General features: G+C 36.2%; 15 protein-coding genes. 5 read left to right on the top strand and 10 right to left on the bottom strand.

Annotated features, from left to right (window positions below):
* The first annotated feature begins 4 nt into the window (after nt 1-4).
* A complete protein-coding gene (gene pepF, locus ILT06_RS10405; RefSeq protein WP_222655037.1) occupies nt 5-1,831 on the top strand; it encodes an oligoendopeptidase F in 1,827 nt (608 codons plus the stop codon).
* A gap of 128 nt (nt 1,832-1,959) precedes the next feature.
* On the opposite strand, the gene ILT06_RS10400 is transcribed toward pepF, so the two are convergent.
* From ILT06_RS10400 to ILT06_RS10385, 4 genes are all read right to left on the bottom strand, one after another.
* Nucleotides 1,960-2,133 (bottom strand): hypothetical protein, encoded by a 174-nt coding sequence (locus ILT06_RS10400; protein WP_046957017.1) that lies wholly within the window; start codon nt 2,131-2,133, stop codon nt 1,960-1,962.
* A 230-nt stretch (nt 2,134-2,363) separates the two neighbouring features.
* Nucleotides 2,364-3,257, bottom strand: coding sequence for a ClpXP adapter SpxH family protein (locus ILT06_RS10395; RefSeq protein WP_064476810.1), 894 nt, complete (start codon nt 3,255-3,257; stop codon nt 2,364-2,366).
* Nucleotides 3,257-3,655, bottom strand: coding sequence for a globin domain-containing protein (locus tag ILT06_RS10390; protein ID WP_000043382.1), 399 nt, complete (start codon nt 3,653-3,655; stop codon nt 3,257-3,259). The genes ILT06_RS10395 and ILT06_RS10390 overlap by 1 nt, the downstream gene beginning before the upstream one ends.
* A 180-nt stretch (nt 3,656-3,835) precedes the next feature.
* On the bottom strand, nt 3,836-4,414 hold the full coding sequence (locus tag ILT06_RS10385; protein WP_064476809.1) for a CYTH domain-containing protein: 579 nt from the start codon (nt 4,412-4,414) through the stop codon (nt 3,836-3,838).
* A gap of 146 nt (nt 4,415-4,560) precedes the next feature.
* Between ILT06_RS10385 and ILT06_RS10380 the strand changes: the two genes are divergently transcribed.
* From ILT06_RS10380 to ILT06_RS10365, 4 genes are read left to right on the top strand one after another with little or no spacing between them, the layout of a single operon-like run.
* Entirely contained in the window at nt 4,561-4,932 is a 372-nt protein-coding gene (locus tag ILT06_RS10380; protein ID WP_001179996.1) for a UPF0738 family protein, read from the top strand.
* A 30-nt stretch (nt 4,933-4,962) separates the two neighbouring features.
* The gene (gene yjbM / locus ILT06_RS10375; protein ID WP_064476808.1) at nt 4,963-5,601 is read left to right on the top strand and encodes a GTP diphosphokinase; all 639 of its coding nucleotides are present in this window, start codon (nt 4,963-4,965) and stop codon (nt 5,599-5,601) included.
* 18 nt (nt 5,602-5,619) lie between these two features.
* The gene (locus ILT06_RS10370; protein ID WP_000673190.1) at nt 5,620-6,417 is read left to right on the top strand and encodes an NAD kinase; all 798 of its coding nucleotides are present in this window, start codon (nt 5,620-5,622) and stop codon (nt 6,415-6,417) included.
* A gap of 15 nt (nt 6,418-6,432) precedes the next feature.
* On the top strand, nt 6,433-7,326 hold the full coding sequence (locus ILT06_RS10365) for an RluA family pseudouridine synthase (RefSeq protein ID WP_064476807.1): 894 nt from the start codon (nt 6,433-6,435) through the stop codon (nt 7,324-7,326).
* 48 nt (nt 7,327-7,374) lie between these two features.
* Here the strand turns inward: ILT06_RS10365 and ILT06_RS10360 are convergent, their stop codons facing one another.
* The 6 genes from ILT06_RS10360 to ILT06_RS10335 all read right to left on the bottom strand — a co-directional run bounded on the left by ILT06_RS10360 (nt 7,375) and on the right by ILT06_RS10335 (nt 13,727).
* Nucleotides 7,375-8,763 (bottom strand): peptidase G2 autoproteolytic cleavage domain-containing protein, encoded by a 1,389-nt coding sequence (locus ILT06_RS10360; RefSeq protein ID WP_064476806.1) that lies wholly within the window; start codon nt 8,761-8,763, stop codon nt 7,375-7,377.
* Nucleotides 8,764-8,918: 155 nt separating this feature from the next.
* Nucleotides 8,919-9,659 carry a bis(5'-nucleosyl)-tetraphosphatase PrpE gene (gene prpE, locus ILT06_RS10355; RefSeq protein WP_064476805.1) on the bottom strand — a complete coding sequence of 247 codons (741 nt, stop codon included), beginning with the start codon at nt 9,657-9,659 and terminating at the stop codon, nt 8,919-8,921.
* Between the two features lie 74 nt (nt 9,660-9,733).
* Entirely contained in the window at nt 9,734-10,894 is a 1,161-nt protein-coding gene (locus ILT06_RS10350) for an FtsW/RodA/SpoVE family cell cycle protein (RefSeq protein WP_064476804.1), read from the bottom strand.
* 146 nt (nt 10,895-11,040) lie between these two features.
* Nucleotides 11,041-11,976 carry a glycosyltransferase family 2 protein gene (locus tag ILT06_RS10345; RefSeq protein ID WP_088048328.1) on the bottom strand — a complete coding sequence of 312 codons (936 nt, stop codon included), beginning with the start codon at nt 11,974-11,976 and terminating at the stop codon, nt 11,041-11,043.
* Between the two features lie 6 nt (nt 11,977-11,982).
* Nucleotides 11,983-12,741, bottom strand: coding sequence for a class I SAM-dependent methyltransferase (locus ILT06_RS10340; protein ID WP_064476802.1), 759 nt, complete (start codon nt 12,739-12,741; stop codon nt 11,983-11,985).
* Between the two features lie 140 nt (nt 12,742-12,881).
* The gene (locus ILT06_RS10335; protein ID WP_064476801.1) at nt 12,882-13,727 is read right to left on the bottom strand and encodes a TylF/MycF family methyltransferase; all 846 of its coding nucleotides are present in this window, start codon (nt 13,725-13,727) and stop codon (nt 12,882-12,884) included.
* Nucleotides 13,728-13,838 lie beyond the last annotated feature (111 nt).

Below are 13,838 nucleotides of genomic sequence, written 5' to 3'. Positions count from 1 at the left end.
AAGGATGTCTGAACAAAACACAGTAAAAACATTACCAGATCGCAAAGAAATTGAAGAATCAAGTACGTGGCGATTAGAAGATATTTTCCAAACAGATGCAGAATGGGAAAAAGAATTCCAAGCTATTAAAGAGCTATTACCGAAGTTAACTGAATTTAAAGAGAAACTTGGTGACTCTGCGAACAATTTACTTGAAGCATTGCAATATGAAGACGAAATTTCAATGCGATTAGGTAAGCTATATACATATGCACATATGCGTTACGATCAAGATACAACAAACTCTGTGTATCAAGCGTTAAATGACCGCGCAACAAATTTATATTCACAAGTATCTAGTAGCACAGCATATATTGTGCCTGAAATTTTATCGATTTCAGAAGATACACTGCAAACATTCTTGACAGAAAATAGAGACTTAAGTGTATATGAACATGCATTAGAAGAAATTACGCGTCAACGCCCGCACGTATTATCTGAAGCGGAAGAGGCTCTATTAGCAGAAGCATCTGAAGTAATGAGTGCGTCAAGTAATACATTTGGTATGTTAAATAATGCGGATTTGAAATTCCCATCTATTAAAGGTGAGGATGGAGAAGAAGTGGAAATTACACATGGTCGTTACATTCAGTTTTTAGAAAGTGATGATCGTCGTGTGCGCGAAGATGCATTCAAAGCTGTATATGAAACGTACGGAAAATATAAGAACACATTTGCAAGTACGTTAAGCGGAGCTGTGAAACGTAATAATTTCAATGCGCGTGTTCGTAAATACGATTCTGCACGTCAAGCGGCATTAAGTAATAATAATATTCCTGAAGCGGTATATGATCAACTTGTTGAATCTGTACATGATAATTTACACTTGCTACATCGTTACATTGATATTCGTAAGCGTGCACTAGGACTTGATGAGCTTCATATGTATGATTTATATACACCACTTGTACCAGAAGTGAAAATGAACGTGAAGTATGAAGAAGCACAAGACATGTTATTAAAGTCTTTAAATGTACTTGGTGATGAGTATGTTGACATTTTAAAAGAAGCATATGAAAATCGCTGGGTAGATGTGTATGAGAATAAAGGAAAGCGAAGCGGAGCATATTCATCTGGTGCATATGGAACAAATCCGTATATTTTAATGAACTGGCATGATAATGTAAATAATTTATATACACTTGCTCATGAGTTCGGTCATTCCGTGCATAGTTACTATACAAGAAAGACGCAGCCGCACGTATACGGTGATTATTCAATCTTCGTTGCGGAAGTAGCATCAACTTGTAATGAAGCACTTCTAAACGATTATTTATTAAAAACGACAGAAGATAAGAAAGAGCGTCTATACTTATTAAATCATTATTTAGAAGGATTCCGTGGTACTGTATTCCGTCAAACGATGTTCGCAGAGTTTGAGCATATTATTCATAAGAAAGTACAAGAAGGACATGCGGTTACGCCAGACATGTTAACGGAGATCTACTATGATTTAAATAAGAAATATTTTGGTGATGCTTTAGTAATCGATGAAGAAATTGGTTTAGAGTGGTCTCGTATTCCGCACTTCTACTACAACTATTACGTATACCAATACGCAACAGGATTTAGTGCAGCAACGGCTTTATCTAAACAAATTTTAGAAGAGGGGCAACCAGCAGTAGAACGTTACATTAATGAGTTCTTAAAAGCAGGAAGCTCAGATTATCCAATTGAAGTGCTGAAAAAAGCTGGAGTAAATATGGCATCTCCAGAACCGGTAAAAGAAGCGCTACAAGTATTTGAAGAGAAATTAAATGAATTAGAAGCATTATTATTTGAAGAGAAGTAATTGTAAAGACGAGGAATTTCCCTCGTCTTTTTTGTTTTAAATATTTTTGTCGATATTTGTCGAAAGAATAAGGTGAATTTCTTTCTTTTTTCTAAATTAGAAGGCAGTTTTACAGGTGATTTTTGTAGTTAAAACCCTTTAAATCGTTTTTTATGGTTGAAATAAGAGAGAGCGATGACAATGACTCCAAATAAAAGAGGGAAGGCAATAATTTTAGGAAAAGCTTGTAGTAGAGAGAGGATGTACAAGAAAAAAGAAACGATGACAGCTAGTAAGATAAGTAAAATATATGTTTTTTTCATACAGAACACCTCCAAAATAGCTTTTTTATAGCTTATTCAGAAATGAAAACGTTTAGAATGTGACAAAAGTGTGAAATTCGACAAAAGGGGTTGTCATCTGACGTCGAATCTTGTAATATAATAAGCGTGAACGAATTCACATACAAACATATACCCCTTTGTTTGAACGTGAAAATTTCTCCCATCCCCTTTAATATTTTTATAAGCCGTAAAGAAGAAGACCTGGTGTTTTACACCAGGTCTTCTTCTTTTGCTATCCATTTCCAATAACGCTCACATTTTACGTCAATCATTTGTACTTTTCGTTTCAGTTGTAATTTTTTCAGTTCACGCTCGATTTCTTGCTGCGAGCAGTCATATATAAATGCTACTTCTTTTGAAGATATAAATTGCGTTGCTTCTAGTAACACTTCTAAAGGTGGTAATGGTTCTGGCTCGATTTCACATTTTACAAGTTCTTTCAATAATTGTACGTATACGTCGTAGGAATATGTTCCAGCGATTTTAATACCTTCTTCATCTGAATTTGCATGAAAGAATACGAGAGAAGGTATTTCTGTAATATGCATCTCATTTGTAAATTTCAAGTCACATTGGAAAGCTTTTTTTGCGCTAGCGGAATGTAGGTCTTTTTTAAATTCTTCTACATCAATATCGCTATCTCTTGCACAGGCAAGTAATAATTCGCAGTCAGGGTTTGATACATTTTCAAGGAAAATGTATTCTTGGAGTTTTCGTAAAAACTTCGAACCTGCTTTTCGGCCCTGTAACTCCGCTGCCTTAATTGCCATCGAAACTAAATATGGTGTTGACGATGCTTCTTGCATATGTACCTTTCCATCACATGAAAAACCTTGTAAACTTGTTGTCTTTTCCCACACAAATCGAATATTAGCAGGTTTATTCCATTTGTGTGAGGAAGCGTTCGTTCCGTCCACTTTTCCTGTTACGATATGACGAATAGAGAAGTATTTCCCGTATTCAAGCCATAGTTTAATAATAAAGGGCTCAATTTCCCAGCAATCTTTACAAAGTGGATCAATAAATAAATATGCTTCTACAGACTTATGCTCACATGCGGAAGGAGATGGCATATTTATATGCTTTGCTTCCTGCTTATCCATTACACTTCACCTGTTTCGTTTGGAGTATTAACCATATGCTGAGCGGTTAACGCTAAACGTTCAAAAACGAACTCTCTTATATGACCGTGCACTCCTGTGTCATCCATTGCTTGCTCCATACATGATAGCCAAGCCTCTGCTCGTTTTGGAGTAATCTCAAACGGAAGATGGCGTGCTCTTAACATAGGATGACCATGTTCTTCAGTGTACAAATTAGGACCACCTAAATATTGCGTTAAAAATTGTTTCTGCTTCCTAGCGGTTTCTGTTAAATCATCCGGGAAGATGGGAGATAGGTCAGGGTGTTTACTGACATAGGAATAAAACGTGTCTACTAATATTGCAATGCATTGTTCACCGCCAATTGCTTCAAATGGTGTCATCGGTTGCTTGCTCATCCTTTATAAACTCCTTTTTCCATGAAATGTATATCTATTGTAGCAATGGAATGTTCTAGAGGGCAAATAAACAGCCTTCATAACGTTCTTTGCTTATTTTTCAAATGTAAAAGAATCTTTTCCTTTTAAAAAGTGAGATATATCCACTAGTAGAACGTATTCACTAGTGGAATTTTCACTTTAGCGTGCTTTGTTTTGTTTGGCAAGGAAAAAGCGTTTTACTTTATTATTTGTATGACGGATTGGTATGTCGTGCTGTTTTAATAAATGAATAAATGCAGCTTTTCCTGTTTCTTCATCTTGCACTTCAAATTCAATTTCATAATCATCGTGATTGTAATAGAAACTATGATCAAAGACAAGCGTTCCGCCTTCAAATAGTGTTTCGGCTCTTTCAGTTGTTAAACTACCCATATAAGTTAAAGTGGAAACAGGAATTTGTAATTTGTGTAGTTGATCCATTACAGTCCCTGGAATGATTACGTTTGTTTCCATCATCATTCTTGCTTCGTCTTCTGTTACGACTTGATGCGTTTCTAACAAGCCGACTTCTGCAGGTTGTTTCAATGTTAATGTATAAATTTCGCCTTTATGACGAATACGAAGTGCAGAGCCAGCTTCTTTTAATGAGAAGCCTGGTGTTTCAAAGTAATGATTCACCTGTTTCGTAAATACTTCAATAGAGAATGATTTACATAATGTATCGAATTCTTCTTCTGTCACAATATTTTTAAATTCAATTTCAATTTCTTGTGTCATTGTATGCGCGCTCCTTTTAAAAAATAATTCTTTACACATTATCGCTTTTTCATAAATTTGGTTCAATGTTTTATTTGTTTGCGTCCATGTTATGATACAATAATACTGTTAAGTAAGACAGGAAGTTGAGATGGAGGAGTTAGAGCATGCAAAATAAAATTCAAGTTAAGAGCGTAGAAAAGAGAGAGAATGCGCTTATTTTTTGTGCGGAAAATAATGAAATAGAGGTAAAGGAGTTAAGTGCGCGTAATCACGTACTTGTCGACTCAGACAATTTATCATTTTTATATATTTTAGAAAACGAATCATCTTTCATTTATGTAAGTATTCCGCACACATGCTGGGAAGCAATGCATGAAGCGATGAATAACGATATAGTAATGTTCGTTCGTGTGAATGACGTTGAAATGGAATTAGAAAATTTAAAAGAAGAAGTAGAATATTTAGTTGAAAATATTGAAGGTAATGCAAATTACGGAGAAGAACTAGTAACTGCTGTAGAAAAAGTATTTCTATAAGCAAATGGATTGATTTTGGTGGTGGTTGAAATGAAGCGAAATTGGGAAGAATTTTTAGCACCTTACCATCAAGCGGTGGCAGAGCTGAAAGTGAAACTAAAAGGAATGCGTACTCAATTTGCAATGTTAACAGAGCATTCTCCAATTGAGTTTGTAACAGGAAGGGTAAAGTCGGTTGCTAGTATTATTGATAAAGCGGAGAAAAGAAATGTACCGCTGGATCGGCTCAGAGAAGATATGCAAGACATCGCGGGCCTTCGAATGATGTGTCAATTTGTTGATGAGATTAAGCCTGTTGTAGAATATCTTCGAAAACGAAATGACTTTGAAATCGTGGAAGAACGTGATTATGTCACGCAAAAGAAAGATAGCGGCTATCGCTCTTATCACGTTGTCATTAGTTACCCCGTTCAAACGATTCAGGGAGAAAAAAAAGTATTGGTAGAAATCCAAATACGCACGTTAGCAATGAATTTTTGGGCAACAATTGAGCATTCTTTAAATTATAAATATAGTGGACGTTTTCCTGAAGATATTAAAATACGCTTGCAACGCGCAGCGGAAGCGGCGTTTTTATTAGATGAAGAAATGTCTTCTATTCGTCTTGAGATTCAAGAAGCGCAGAAAGCTTTTTCAAGAAAACAAGAAACGAAGGATTCCGAATCATAAACTAAAGGGTGTTGGGCGATGAAATTTACAATTATGTCAAAGGGAGATCAATCATCAGATACACTGGCAAGCACGATGAAAGAATACTTGCTAGATTTTGGATTTATAATGGATGAAAAGGAACCCGATATTGTAATTTCTGTTGGGGGAGATGGAACGCTTTTATACGCGTTTCATCGTTATTATAATCGATTGGATGAAACAGCATTTGTTGGTGTACATACAGGGCATTTAGGTTTCTATGCAGATTGGTTACCGACAGAAGTAGAGAAATTAGTAATTGCAATTGCTAAAACACCATTCCAAGTGGTGGAATATCCGCTTTTAGAAGTGATTATTCGCTATGTGAATGGGAGTAAAGAATCACAGTATTTGGCGATGAATGAAGCAACTGTAAAAAGTGCAGAAGGTACATTAGTAACAGAAGTAGAAATACGCGGAGAGTACTTTGAAACGTTCCGCGGAGATGGTCTTTGTATTTCTACTCCTTCGGGAAGTACTGCGTATAATAAGGCGCTTGGCGGAGCGATTATTCACCCTTCTATTGAAGCGATTCAAATTGCAGAAATGGCATCTATTAATAACCGTGTGTTTCGTACTGTAGGCTCGCCACTCGTATTGCCGAAGCATCATACATGTGTGTTGAAGCCGGCTGCAGGAATGAACTTACAAATTACGGTGGACCATTTAACGATGGTTCATCAAGATGTGAAATCAATCCAGTATCGCGTTGCAAACGAGAAAGTACGATTTGTTCGTTTCCGTCCATTCCCGTTCTGGAAACGAGTTCGTGACTCGTTTGTTGCAGATAAATAGAAAGGGTTTATATATTTGAACAGATTTACATTGAAATGGGATATAGAATCGGCTGAAGAGGGAACTTTAGTTAGAGAATTTTTAAAAACAAAAGGGATTTCTAAAGCCGCCTTAACGGATATAAAATTTCGCGGCGGAGCTATTGAAGTAAATAATCAACATGCGAGTGTTCGTCATCAGTTGCAAGCTGGTGAAGAATTACGTGTCTTTTTTCCAGTGGAAGAAAGAAGTGAAGGGATGATTAAAGAAGATATCCCTTTAAGTATTGTATATGAAGATGATGCGGTTCTTGTCATAAACAAAGAGGCGAACATGTCAACGATTCCGTCTAGAGAACATCCGGCAGGGAGTGTTGCGAATGCGCTCTTATCTTATTATGATAAGCAGCATCTTGCAAGTACGGTGCACATCGTAACAAGATTAGATCGTGATACTTCAGGGCTTATGCTTATTGCAAAAAATCGTTTCGTGCATCATCTTTTATCGAAACAGCATCAACAAAAAGCTGTGAAAAGAACATATGAAGCAATTGTTCACGGTGAGATGATAGAACGAGAAGGAACGATTGATGCACCGATTGGACGAAAATCGGATAGCATTATTGAGCGAACCGTTTGTGAAAATGGGCAAAGAGCAGTTACTCATTTTAGAATGATGGATAGCGCCAATCATAAGACACATGTATCACTTGAGCTTGAGACCGGAAGAACGCATCAAATTCGTGTACATATGGCTCATATAGGCCACCCGTTACTTGGTGATGATTTATATGGAGGACGAAGAGATGTGATAAAACGTCAAGCACTTCATAGTACATCTTTGACGTTTTATCATCCTATTTTAGAGAAGGAAATGTCTTTCACTACAACGATTCCAAGCGATATGGAAGAGGTATTAAGGCATACTTAAAAAGGGAACAAAATTCTTATGTAACGAAGAATTTTGTTCCCTTTTTTCTTAGCGGAATAATATTAAAATTTGATTTTCACCCGTGCGCTTTATAACGAAAAAGCCACTTTCGGATTTTGTAGCAATGCCATCGTTATTTGGACGACAATATCCATGCGTTTCGCAAGTGCCGTCATCGCGTACTAACATTTGTCCAATTAATCCGACAGGAAGCCACTCGGTACGATCTTTTCTTGCTATATATTTGCAAGTTGGATCCCATTCTGTATTTAAAAGAGGTTGTATGTCTTGCGATTCCGTACGTACATATTGGCGTTTTCCAAAGTTATCTGTTTTATAGCGTTTTTGCCAACTTAAAGCACCGCTATTTCCTATAAGGGCAGGGGTTGCACTAGATATTCCTAAAATGAATGAATCATTTGAAGTAGCGATCCGAATTTTTTCTTCGCTACTAAATGTAACGAAATAACCTACATCAATAAAATGATTGTCTGCTGTTTCAAACATTTGTGCAAAATCAGTTCCACTTGCATTGTAAGAAGCGCCATCAATATACATTTCCCCATTATGAGCAAGCCACTTTGCACCGATATTATGATCGGTTTCATTTGTGCCGTTTGCAATAAACCAAGAATAAGATTCTTCTGCTATGCCGAAGCGCCCCATAATATGGCTACCCGCAAAATGAGCTGTTGATGTATGATTACCTTCCGCATGAGAAGAGAATCCGTTAGCGATAGTCGCGGTTCCTTCTGCATGTGCTGCTTCGCCTAAAGCGATTGTATGTTTACCTTCTGCATGAGAATAAGAGCCACCTGCTGTCGTTTCACTTCCTTCACTATGGGAACTATGTCCAGTTGCTTTCGTTTTTGATCCTTCCGCATGAGAGAAAGAAGCTTTTGCGTGTGTAAGAAGCCCTTCTGAATGTGAAGCTGTACCCTCTGCATTAGAGTGAAGCCCCTCTGCATGTGCATACCGTCCGCCTTTTTTTACTTTTGTATTTTCAGGTGTAGGAGTTTGAATTATGATCGTTTTTTCTGTTTGTATATCATTGGATGGTGCTAATGCTTCTCTCATTTTTTTCACTTGATTTATAATAGCAGCTGGAATTTCTGATTCTGCTTTTTTATTAATTGCTACAGGGATGTCTTCTTCTGTATTTTTCTCTGTTTGCTCAGAAGGCACAATCTGTTCAGGGTGAGTAGAGAGAGGTTTATTTTTTTGCTGCATCTTTGTTTTTCTATTATCGATTATGCGGCTCATTACAGCATTTTCTAAAGAGACATATTTTGGTTTAGCTTTGTTTTTGGGGGAAGCCCCTTGTCCGTCCGGTTCTTCTAAAGCTGCAGCTCGAATGCTGCACCAGTTGTTAATTCCGTACATGGGTAGATAAAAAGGCGGGCATTTTCTTTTTTGTTTAGAAGATTTTTTCTTCATTCTGTCACCTCCTGCGACAGTATATGCCGTGTAATTAAAAAAAGATGCACTTTATTGCATCTTTTTTTAATTACTTTACCTAGTTTTTATAGGAGAACAGCCTAAATGATACGGTAATCCTCGTAATTTGTGAATGGTATCTGAAATAAGGATAGTTATGAAATTGGGCGAAATTTTTCAGGGACAAAAGACAGGGAGGAAGGGACGGACACGGTTTCCATCTCAGGGTAACGTAGTCCGGTTAGTTTGCCACCAAATACAGCGCCAGTGTCAATATTGACTGTATGATTTACGAAGCGAGGTTCTTTAACGGGTGTATGTCCATATACAATCCAAGCTTTTCCTTTATATTCTTTTGCCCAGTCGCGACGGACAGGAGAGCCGTCAGCATGTTTTTCTCCTGTAATATCGCCATATAATACAAAGGTTTGTACTTTTTTATCTTGTCTTCCTATGTAATCTTGCCGAATTCCAGCGTGACATACAATTAACCTTTTCTCATCGAGTACGTGATATAAAGGGGATTGCTCATAAAGTGTGATGAATTTTTCTTTTATAATGTTTTGTTTATGAGAAGGCAGTGCTTCATATTCGGCAACAGTTGTTTCGAGTCCATGAGCGATTGTCACATTACGCCCAAGGAAAAAACGGTATAGTTTATTACAGTGATTTCCCGGAGCGTAATAAGCTATTTTTTTATTTATGACAAGTTCCCATACAATTTCAATCATACGTAATGAATGAGGGCCGCGATCTGTAATATCACCAACAAATGCAAGCTTACGTTGGTCAGGGTGAAACGGCAGGTCACTATTCCAGTTGTATCCGAGTTTCGTCGTTAAATCTTGAAACTCTTGAAAGCATCCATGAATATCCCCTATAATGTCAAATTTCATATTTAAACCTCCACCATATTTTTCATTAGTATATCTAAAAAAGGATAGAGATAAAAATATACTGTTTTTGTACGTCATTTAAACATAAAGATTTTCGTTCTTGAGCGAACGTTTAAAACGAATCCAAGCGCTATCATGTATGTGAGTAAGGAACTTCCTCCGTAGCTCATAAGGGGCAATGTGATTCCTGTAATAGGTAGTAATCCGATGGTCATCCCGATATTTTGAAATACTTGAAAAGTAAACATTCCGATTGTACCAGCACAGATGTAACTACCGAAAGGGTCATTACTTTCTAAAGCTATATGAATCATGCGGAAAATAAGTAAGAAAAAAAGTGAAATAATGACACTTGCGCCTAAAAATCCGAATTGCTCAGCGACATTGGTGAAAATAAAATCTGTATGTGGTTCTGGAAAGTATACTTGTCCATTTTCCCAACCTTTTCCTTGCATTTCCCCTGATCCAGTAGCTAAGAAAGCTTGTCTTAATTGATAGCCTTGTGCATCATATTTGTATGGCGCTAACCAGCCGTAGAAGCGATTTAGTTGATATTCTTGTAAAATGTGTGCTTTAAAGAATTTTGTATGAGTAAAAAAAATATACGTTAATGTAACGCCAGCAGCAAAGATACCGGAAACTAATCCGAAAATAAACCGCCAACGTATACCAGAAACTAGTATCATTGCTGCGAGCATAGCTGAAATTACCATTGTGTTTCCTAAATCAGGTTCCTTTGCAATAAGTAGTAGGGGTGGCAAACTCGTTGCACATATTTTTCCGAGTAATAAAAAATCGCCGTGTATTGTCCGGAAAAAATATTTCTCATTGTGATTTGCTATAATTCGTCCAGTGACGATAATTAAAAACAATTTCATAATTTCAGACGGCTGGAAATTTCCGAGGCCGGGAAGCCTGTACCAAGCGGTAGCACCTTTTATTGTAACAGCACCTGGTACTTGAAGTTCTAGTCCAATAAGTAGTACCAATGCAAAGCTATATAAATACCAAGCAATTTTTTGATAACGATCGAAATCAATAATCATAATCATACCAATGGCTATAAATCCAATGAAGTACCATTGGATTTGCTTTAATACAAAATTTACGCTTTGCAAAAATGGTGGTAAAGAGGCTTGTGCACTTGCAATTGCAAAGCAACTAACAGTCCCAATGGCAAATAAGATGAATAGTAATACGTAGTCTATTTGATATTGAGAATTTGGATCTTTCAATGTATGTATTCCTTTCTATTGCCTAGTAAGTATATGGATCATTTCATGATAAAAATAATATAGAAGCAGACTATGCATACATTTATTCCACTATTTGTGGGAAGTCATACATCACGAGGAAGGAATAGCTCCTCCCTTGTGATGGACTATATTGCACGGAGCTCTTTTGTAATGATATTTAAACAATAAGAAAGTCGTGCATGTGTATTTTTATCTGGAATGAGGTTTGGAAATAGATCGTAAAATTTGGTCGCATTTTTATACCATCCGTAAGCTCTTATCAAACCTTTTTTATAATACTTGGCGTCTTGTAAGAAACCATACTTTTTCGAGGTTAAAACGAGCTGAGAAAAATCTTCACAGCCCTCAAGGAATTTGTGACGTACTTGCTGTCCAGTATGGAGACGGAATGAACTTAAGGGCTCAGTTATATACATTGCATCACCTTTTGAAAGTAAACTTATCCAAGAGGCCATATCAACACTACAACCATATTTTCTGCCATTTAAAGTGCCGAAAGGTTCCGTTAATAGGCTTTTTCTAAAGAGTACGATTGTAGGCTCACCGATAATATTTTGTCCTGCCATAAGCATACGGTTTCCAAAATCTTTCCCATTTAGTAGAGTATCTTCCTCATATAATTTTTTCATGGAGGGATGTTGTTCAATTATATCTCCATTATCATCAATCCAAGTGCGATAGGATGTGATAAGTGCGAGATTTTTATTGAGGTCTTGTTGGAAATAAAACATCATTTTTTCGATTTTATTATTATAAAATGTATCATCGTCCATTAAGAAATTTATGTACTCTCCATTTGACTGTTCTAAGAGCATAAGGGCGTTATGAAATTGTCCTAGAGTAGAGGCATTTCGAATGTATGTTATATGTTTATGCTTATGTAAATAATGTCTGTATATTAATTTTTCTGTTTCATTATTTGTACTATCGTCCCCTACAATAATTTCAATATTTGAATACGTTTGTGCTAATGCACTTTCTAAAGCAATTTTAAAATAATGTGGTCGATTATAGGTGGGAATAAGGATGGAAACGAGAGGCGGATTTTTTATATTATTCATATACAACTACCTTTCAGAAGTTTTTTGTGTAAGAATAATATCTTGATAACTTGTGTGTTCAGTTCTGCTACACCATGAACCATAATGAGGGGGGGACTGTATTTCTAGCCCATATTTATTTAATAGGGTACGAATATCTTCCTCAGGATAGGCAACTGCGAAATTAGGGATATCTTTATTTAGAACATAACAATTGTCAATTTGATGATAAAAACCTAACGTACTTAGTCCTGCATTTAAATAATAGGATGATTCAGGGGTAATTAAAAAGAAAGTAATAAAACATCTCCCATCTTTTTTCAGAACTCGTGCGATCTCGCATACGTAATGTTCTAATTCTTTCGGAAGGAGATGGGTAAATACAGACGTTAAAAAAATAAAATCGAATGATTCATCTTCATATGGAAACTTGTATTGGGAAGCATCTTCTTTTCCATCGGGATTGTAGAATTGATTATATATATCGACATGTTCAAAATGGAAATTGTTACGGCGTGTAGAAATGTTATTTTTGCACCATGTAATTCCCGCATTGAATAAGTCAAATCCATAATAAGTACCTTCATCGCTTAAATAGTTCATTAATGGAACCGCCATTCGGCCAATGCCGCAGCCTACATCTAACACTGTTTCATTTGATTTTAAATTGCCAATTTCAATAAAATACTGCATAAACTCTTTTCCAACTTCTTCAAAATTACCACCTACATATTGAACGAGTTCTGGTGGTGGAATTAATGTGATTTTTTTCTCGTTTTCGTTCATACATTCACTCCGTCCTTGTAGTAAAGTAGGGGATTTCTATTGTATATATAAGTTAATCATTTATAGTGAGGGGAACTTTACACAATTAGTTTTTATAAATAAGTAGTGTAATAGGACCCCTCAAAAAATAAAGTTATATTCTATTCTTTTCGCCAATAAATACCGAAATCATCAATTTTAGTAATAGGAGCTTGTAAGTTTCTTTCCTTTCTGAAATCAATTACAGCCTCTGCACATGTTACCAATCCGTAATCATCAATAATAATATAGCCACCTGTTGAAACTTTATCGTATAAGTTTACAAGACTATCCATCGTTGATTCGTACATATCACCATCAAGGCGAGCAATTGCAATTTTTTCTACCGGTGCTGAAGGCAATGTATCTTTAAACCAACCCTTTAAAAATTTCACCTGATCATTTAATAAATCGTATTTTCTAAAGTTTTCTTGTACTGTTTCTAAAGAAACCCGTAAGTAATCGAATGTGTGTAAATAATCACCGTAATCTTTCGGATATTGTTCTAAGTTAGGTGCTGGCAGACCTTCAAACGAATCGGCAACCCACACAGTACGATCCGTAATGTTGTTTGCTTGTAAAAAACCATTCATAAAAATGCATGATCCTCCGCGCCATACACCAGTTTCAATAAAATCACCTTCTATATTTTCCCTTACAACAGTTTCCATAGCCTCATGTAATTGATTCATACGTTTTCGACCAACCATACTGTGTGCTGCTCTTGGCCAATCCTTTCCACCTTGACGCTCACTTTTTGAAACGTTAGGATCAACGATTTTCAAATTGTGATTTTCTACGTATTGCTTGAGAAATAAAGGAAGCGGAACTGTAACTGGTTCATAGGATAGCTCTTTAGATATATGTAACGAAGCAGGTAAGTATGGTTCGTATTCTAACCATATTTCAAATAAAATTGTTTTCTTTAATAGCTCAAGATAAAGCTGAACAGCTGATTTATTTTCCATATAAGTGCCTCCCGCGGAATGTCATACAACATTATGACTATGTAGAAAAGAAAGATTTAATGATTGAATTTAATAATGAAAAAGCAGTAAAACTGATATCAGTTTTACTGC

The organism is Bacillus sp. 17RED48 (assembly GCF_019837545.1).
GTDB classification, from domain to species: Bacteria; Bacillota; Bacilli; order Bacillales; family Bacillaceae_G; genus Bacillus_A; species Bacillus_A wiedmannii.
Note: the sequence above shows the minus strand (reverse complement) of the source record. Positions and strands in the feature narration are given on the sequence as shown.

Excerpts from the sequence above, each read along its gene's own strand:
- pepF (WP_222655037.1), top strand. The coding sequence starts at position 5 with ATGTCTGAACAAAACACAGTAAAAACATTACCAGATCGCAAAGAAATT.
- ILT06_RS10400 (WP_046957017.1), bottom strand. The coding sequence starts at position 2,133 with ATGAAAAAAACATATATTTTACTTATCTTACTAGCTGTCATCGTTTCT.
- ILT06_RS10395 (WP_064476810.1), bottom strand. The coding sequence starts at position 3,257 with ATGGATAAGCAGGAAGCAAAGCATATAAATATGCCATCTCCTTCCGCA.
- ILT06_RS10390 (WP_000043382.1), bottom strand. The coding sequence starts at position 3,655 with ATGAGCAAGCAACCGATGACACCATTTGAAGCAATTGGCGGTGAACAA.
- ILT06_RS10385 (WP_064476809.1), bottom strand. The coding sequence starts at position 4,414 with ATGACACAAGAAATTGAAATTGAATTTAAAAATATTGTGACAGAAGAA.
- ILT06_RS10380 (WP_001179996.1), top strand. The coding sequence starts at position 4,561 with ATGCAAAATAAAATTCAAGTTAAGAGCGTAGAAAAGAGAGAGAATGCG.
- yjbM (WP_064476808.1), top strand. The coding sequence starts at position 4,963 with ATGAAGCGAAATTGGGAAGAATTTTTAGCACCTTACCATCAAGCGGTG.
- ILT06_RS10370 (WP_000673190.1), top strand. The coding sequence starts at position 5,620 with ATGAAATTTACAATTATGTCAAAGGGAGATCAATCATCAGATACACTG.
- ILT06_RS10360 (WP_064476806.1), bottom strand. The coding sequence starts at position 8,763 with ATGAAGAAAAAATCTTCTAAACAAAAAAGAAAATGCCCGCCTTTTTAT.
- prpE (WP_064476805.1), bottom strand. The coding sequence starts at position 9,659 with ATGAAATTTGACATTATAGGGGATATTCATGGATGCTTTCAAGAGTTT.
- ILT06_RS10345 (WP_088048328.1), bottom strand. The coding sequence starts at position 11,976 with ATGAATAATATAAAAAATCCGCCTCTCGTTTCCATCCTTATTCCCACC.
- ILT06_RS10340 (WP_064476802.1), bottom strand. The coding sequence starts at position 12,741 with ATGAACGAAAACGAGAAAAAAATCACATTAATTCCACCACCAGAACTC.
- ILT06_RS10335 (WP_064476801.1), bottom strand. The coding sequence starts at position 13,727 with ATGGAAAATAAATCAGCTGTTCAGCTTTATCTTGAGCTATTAAAGAAA.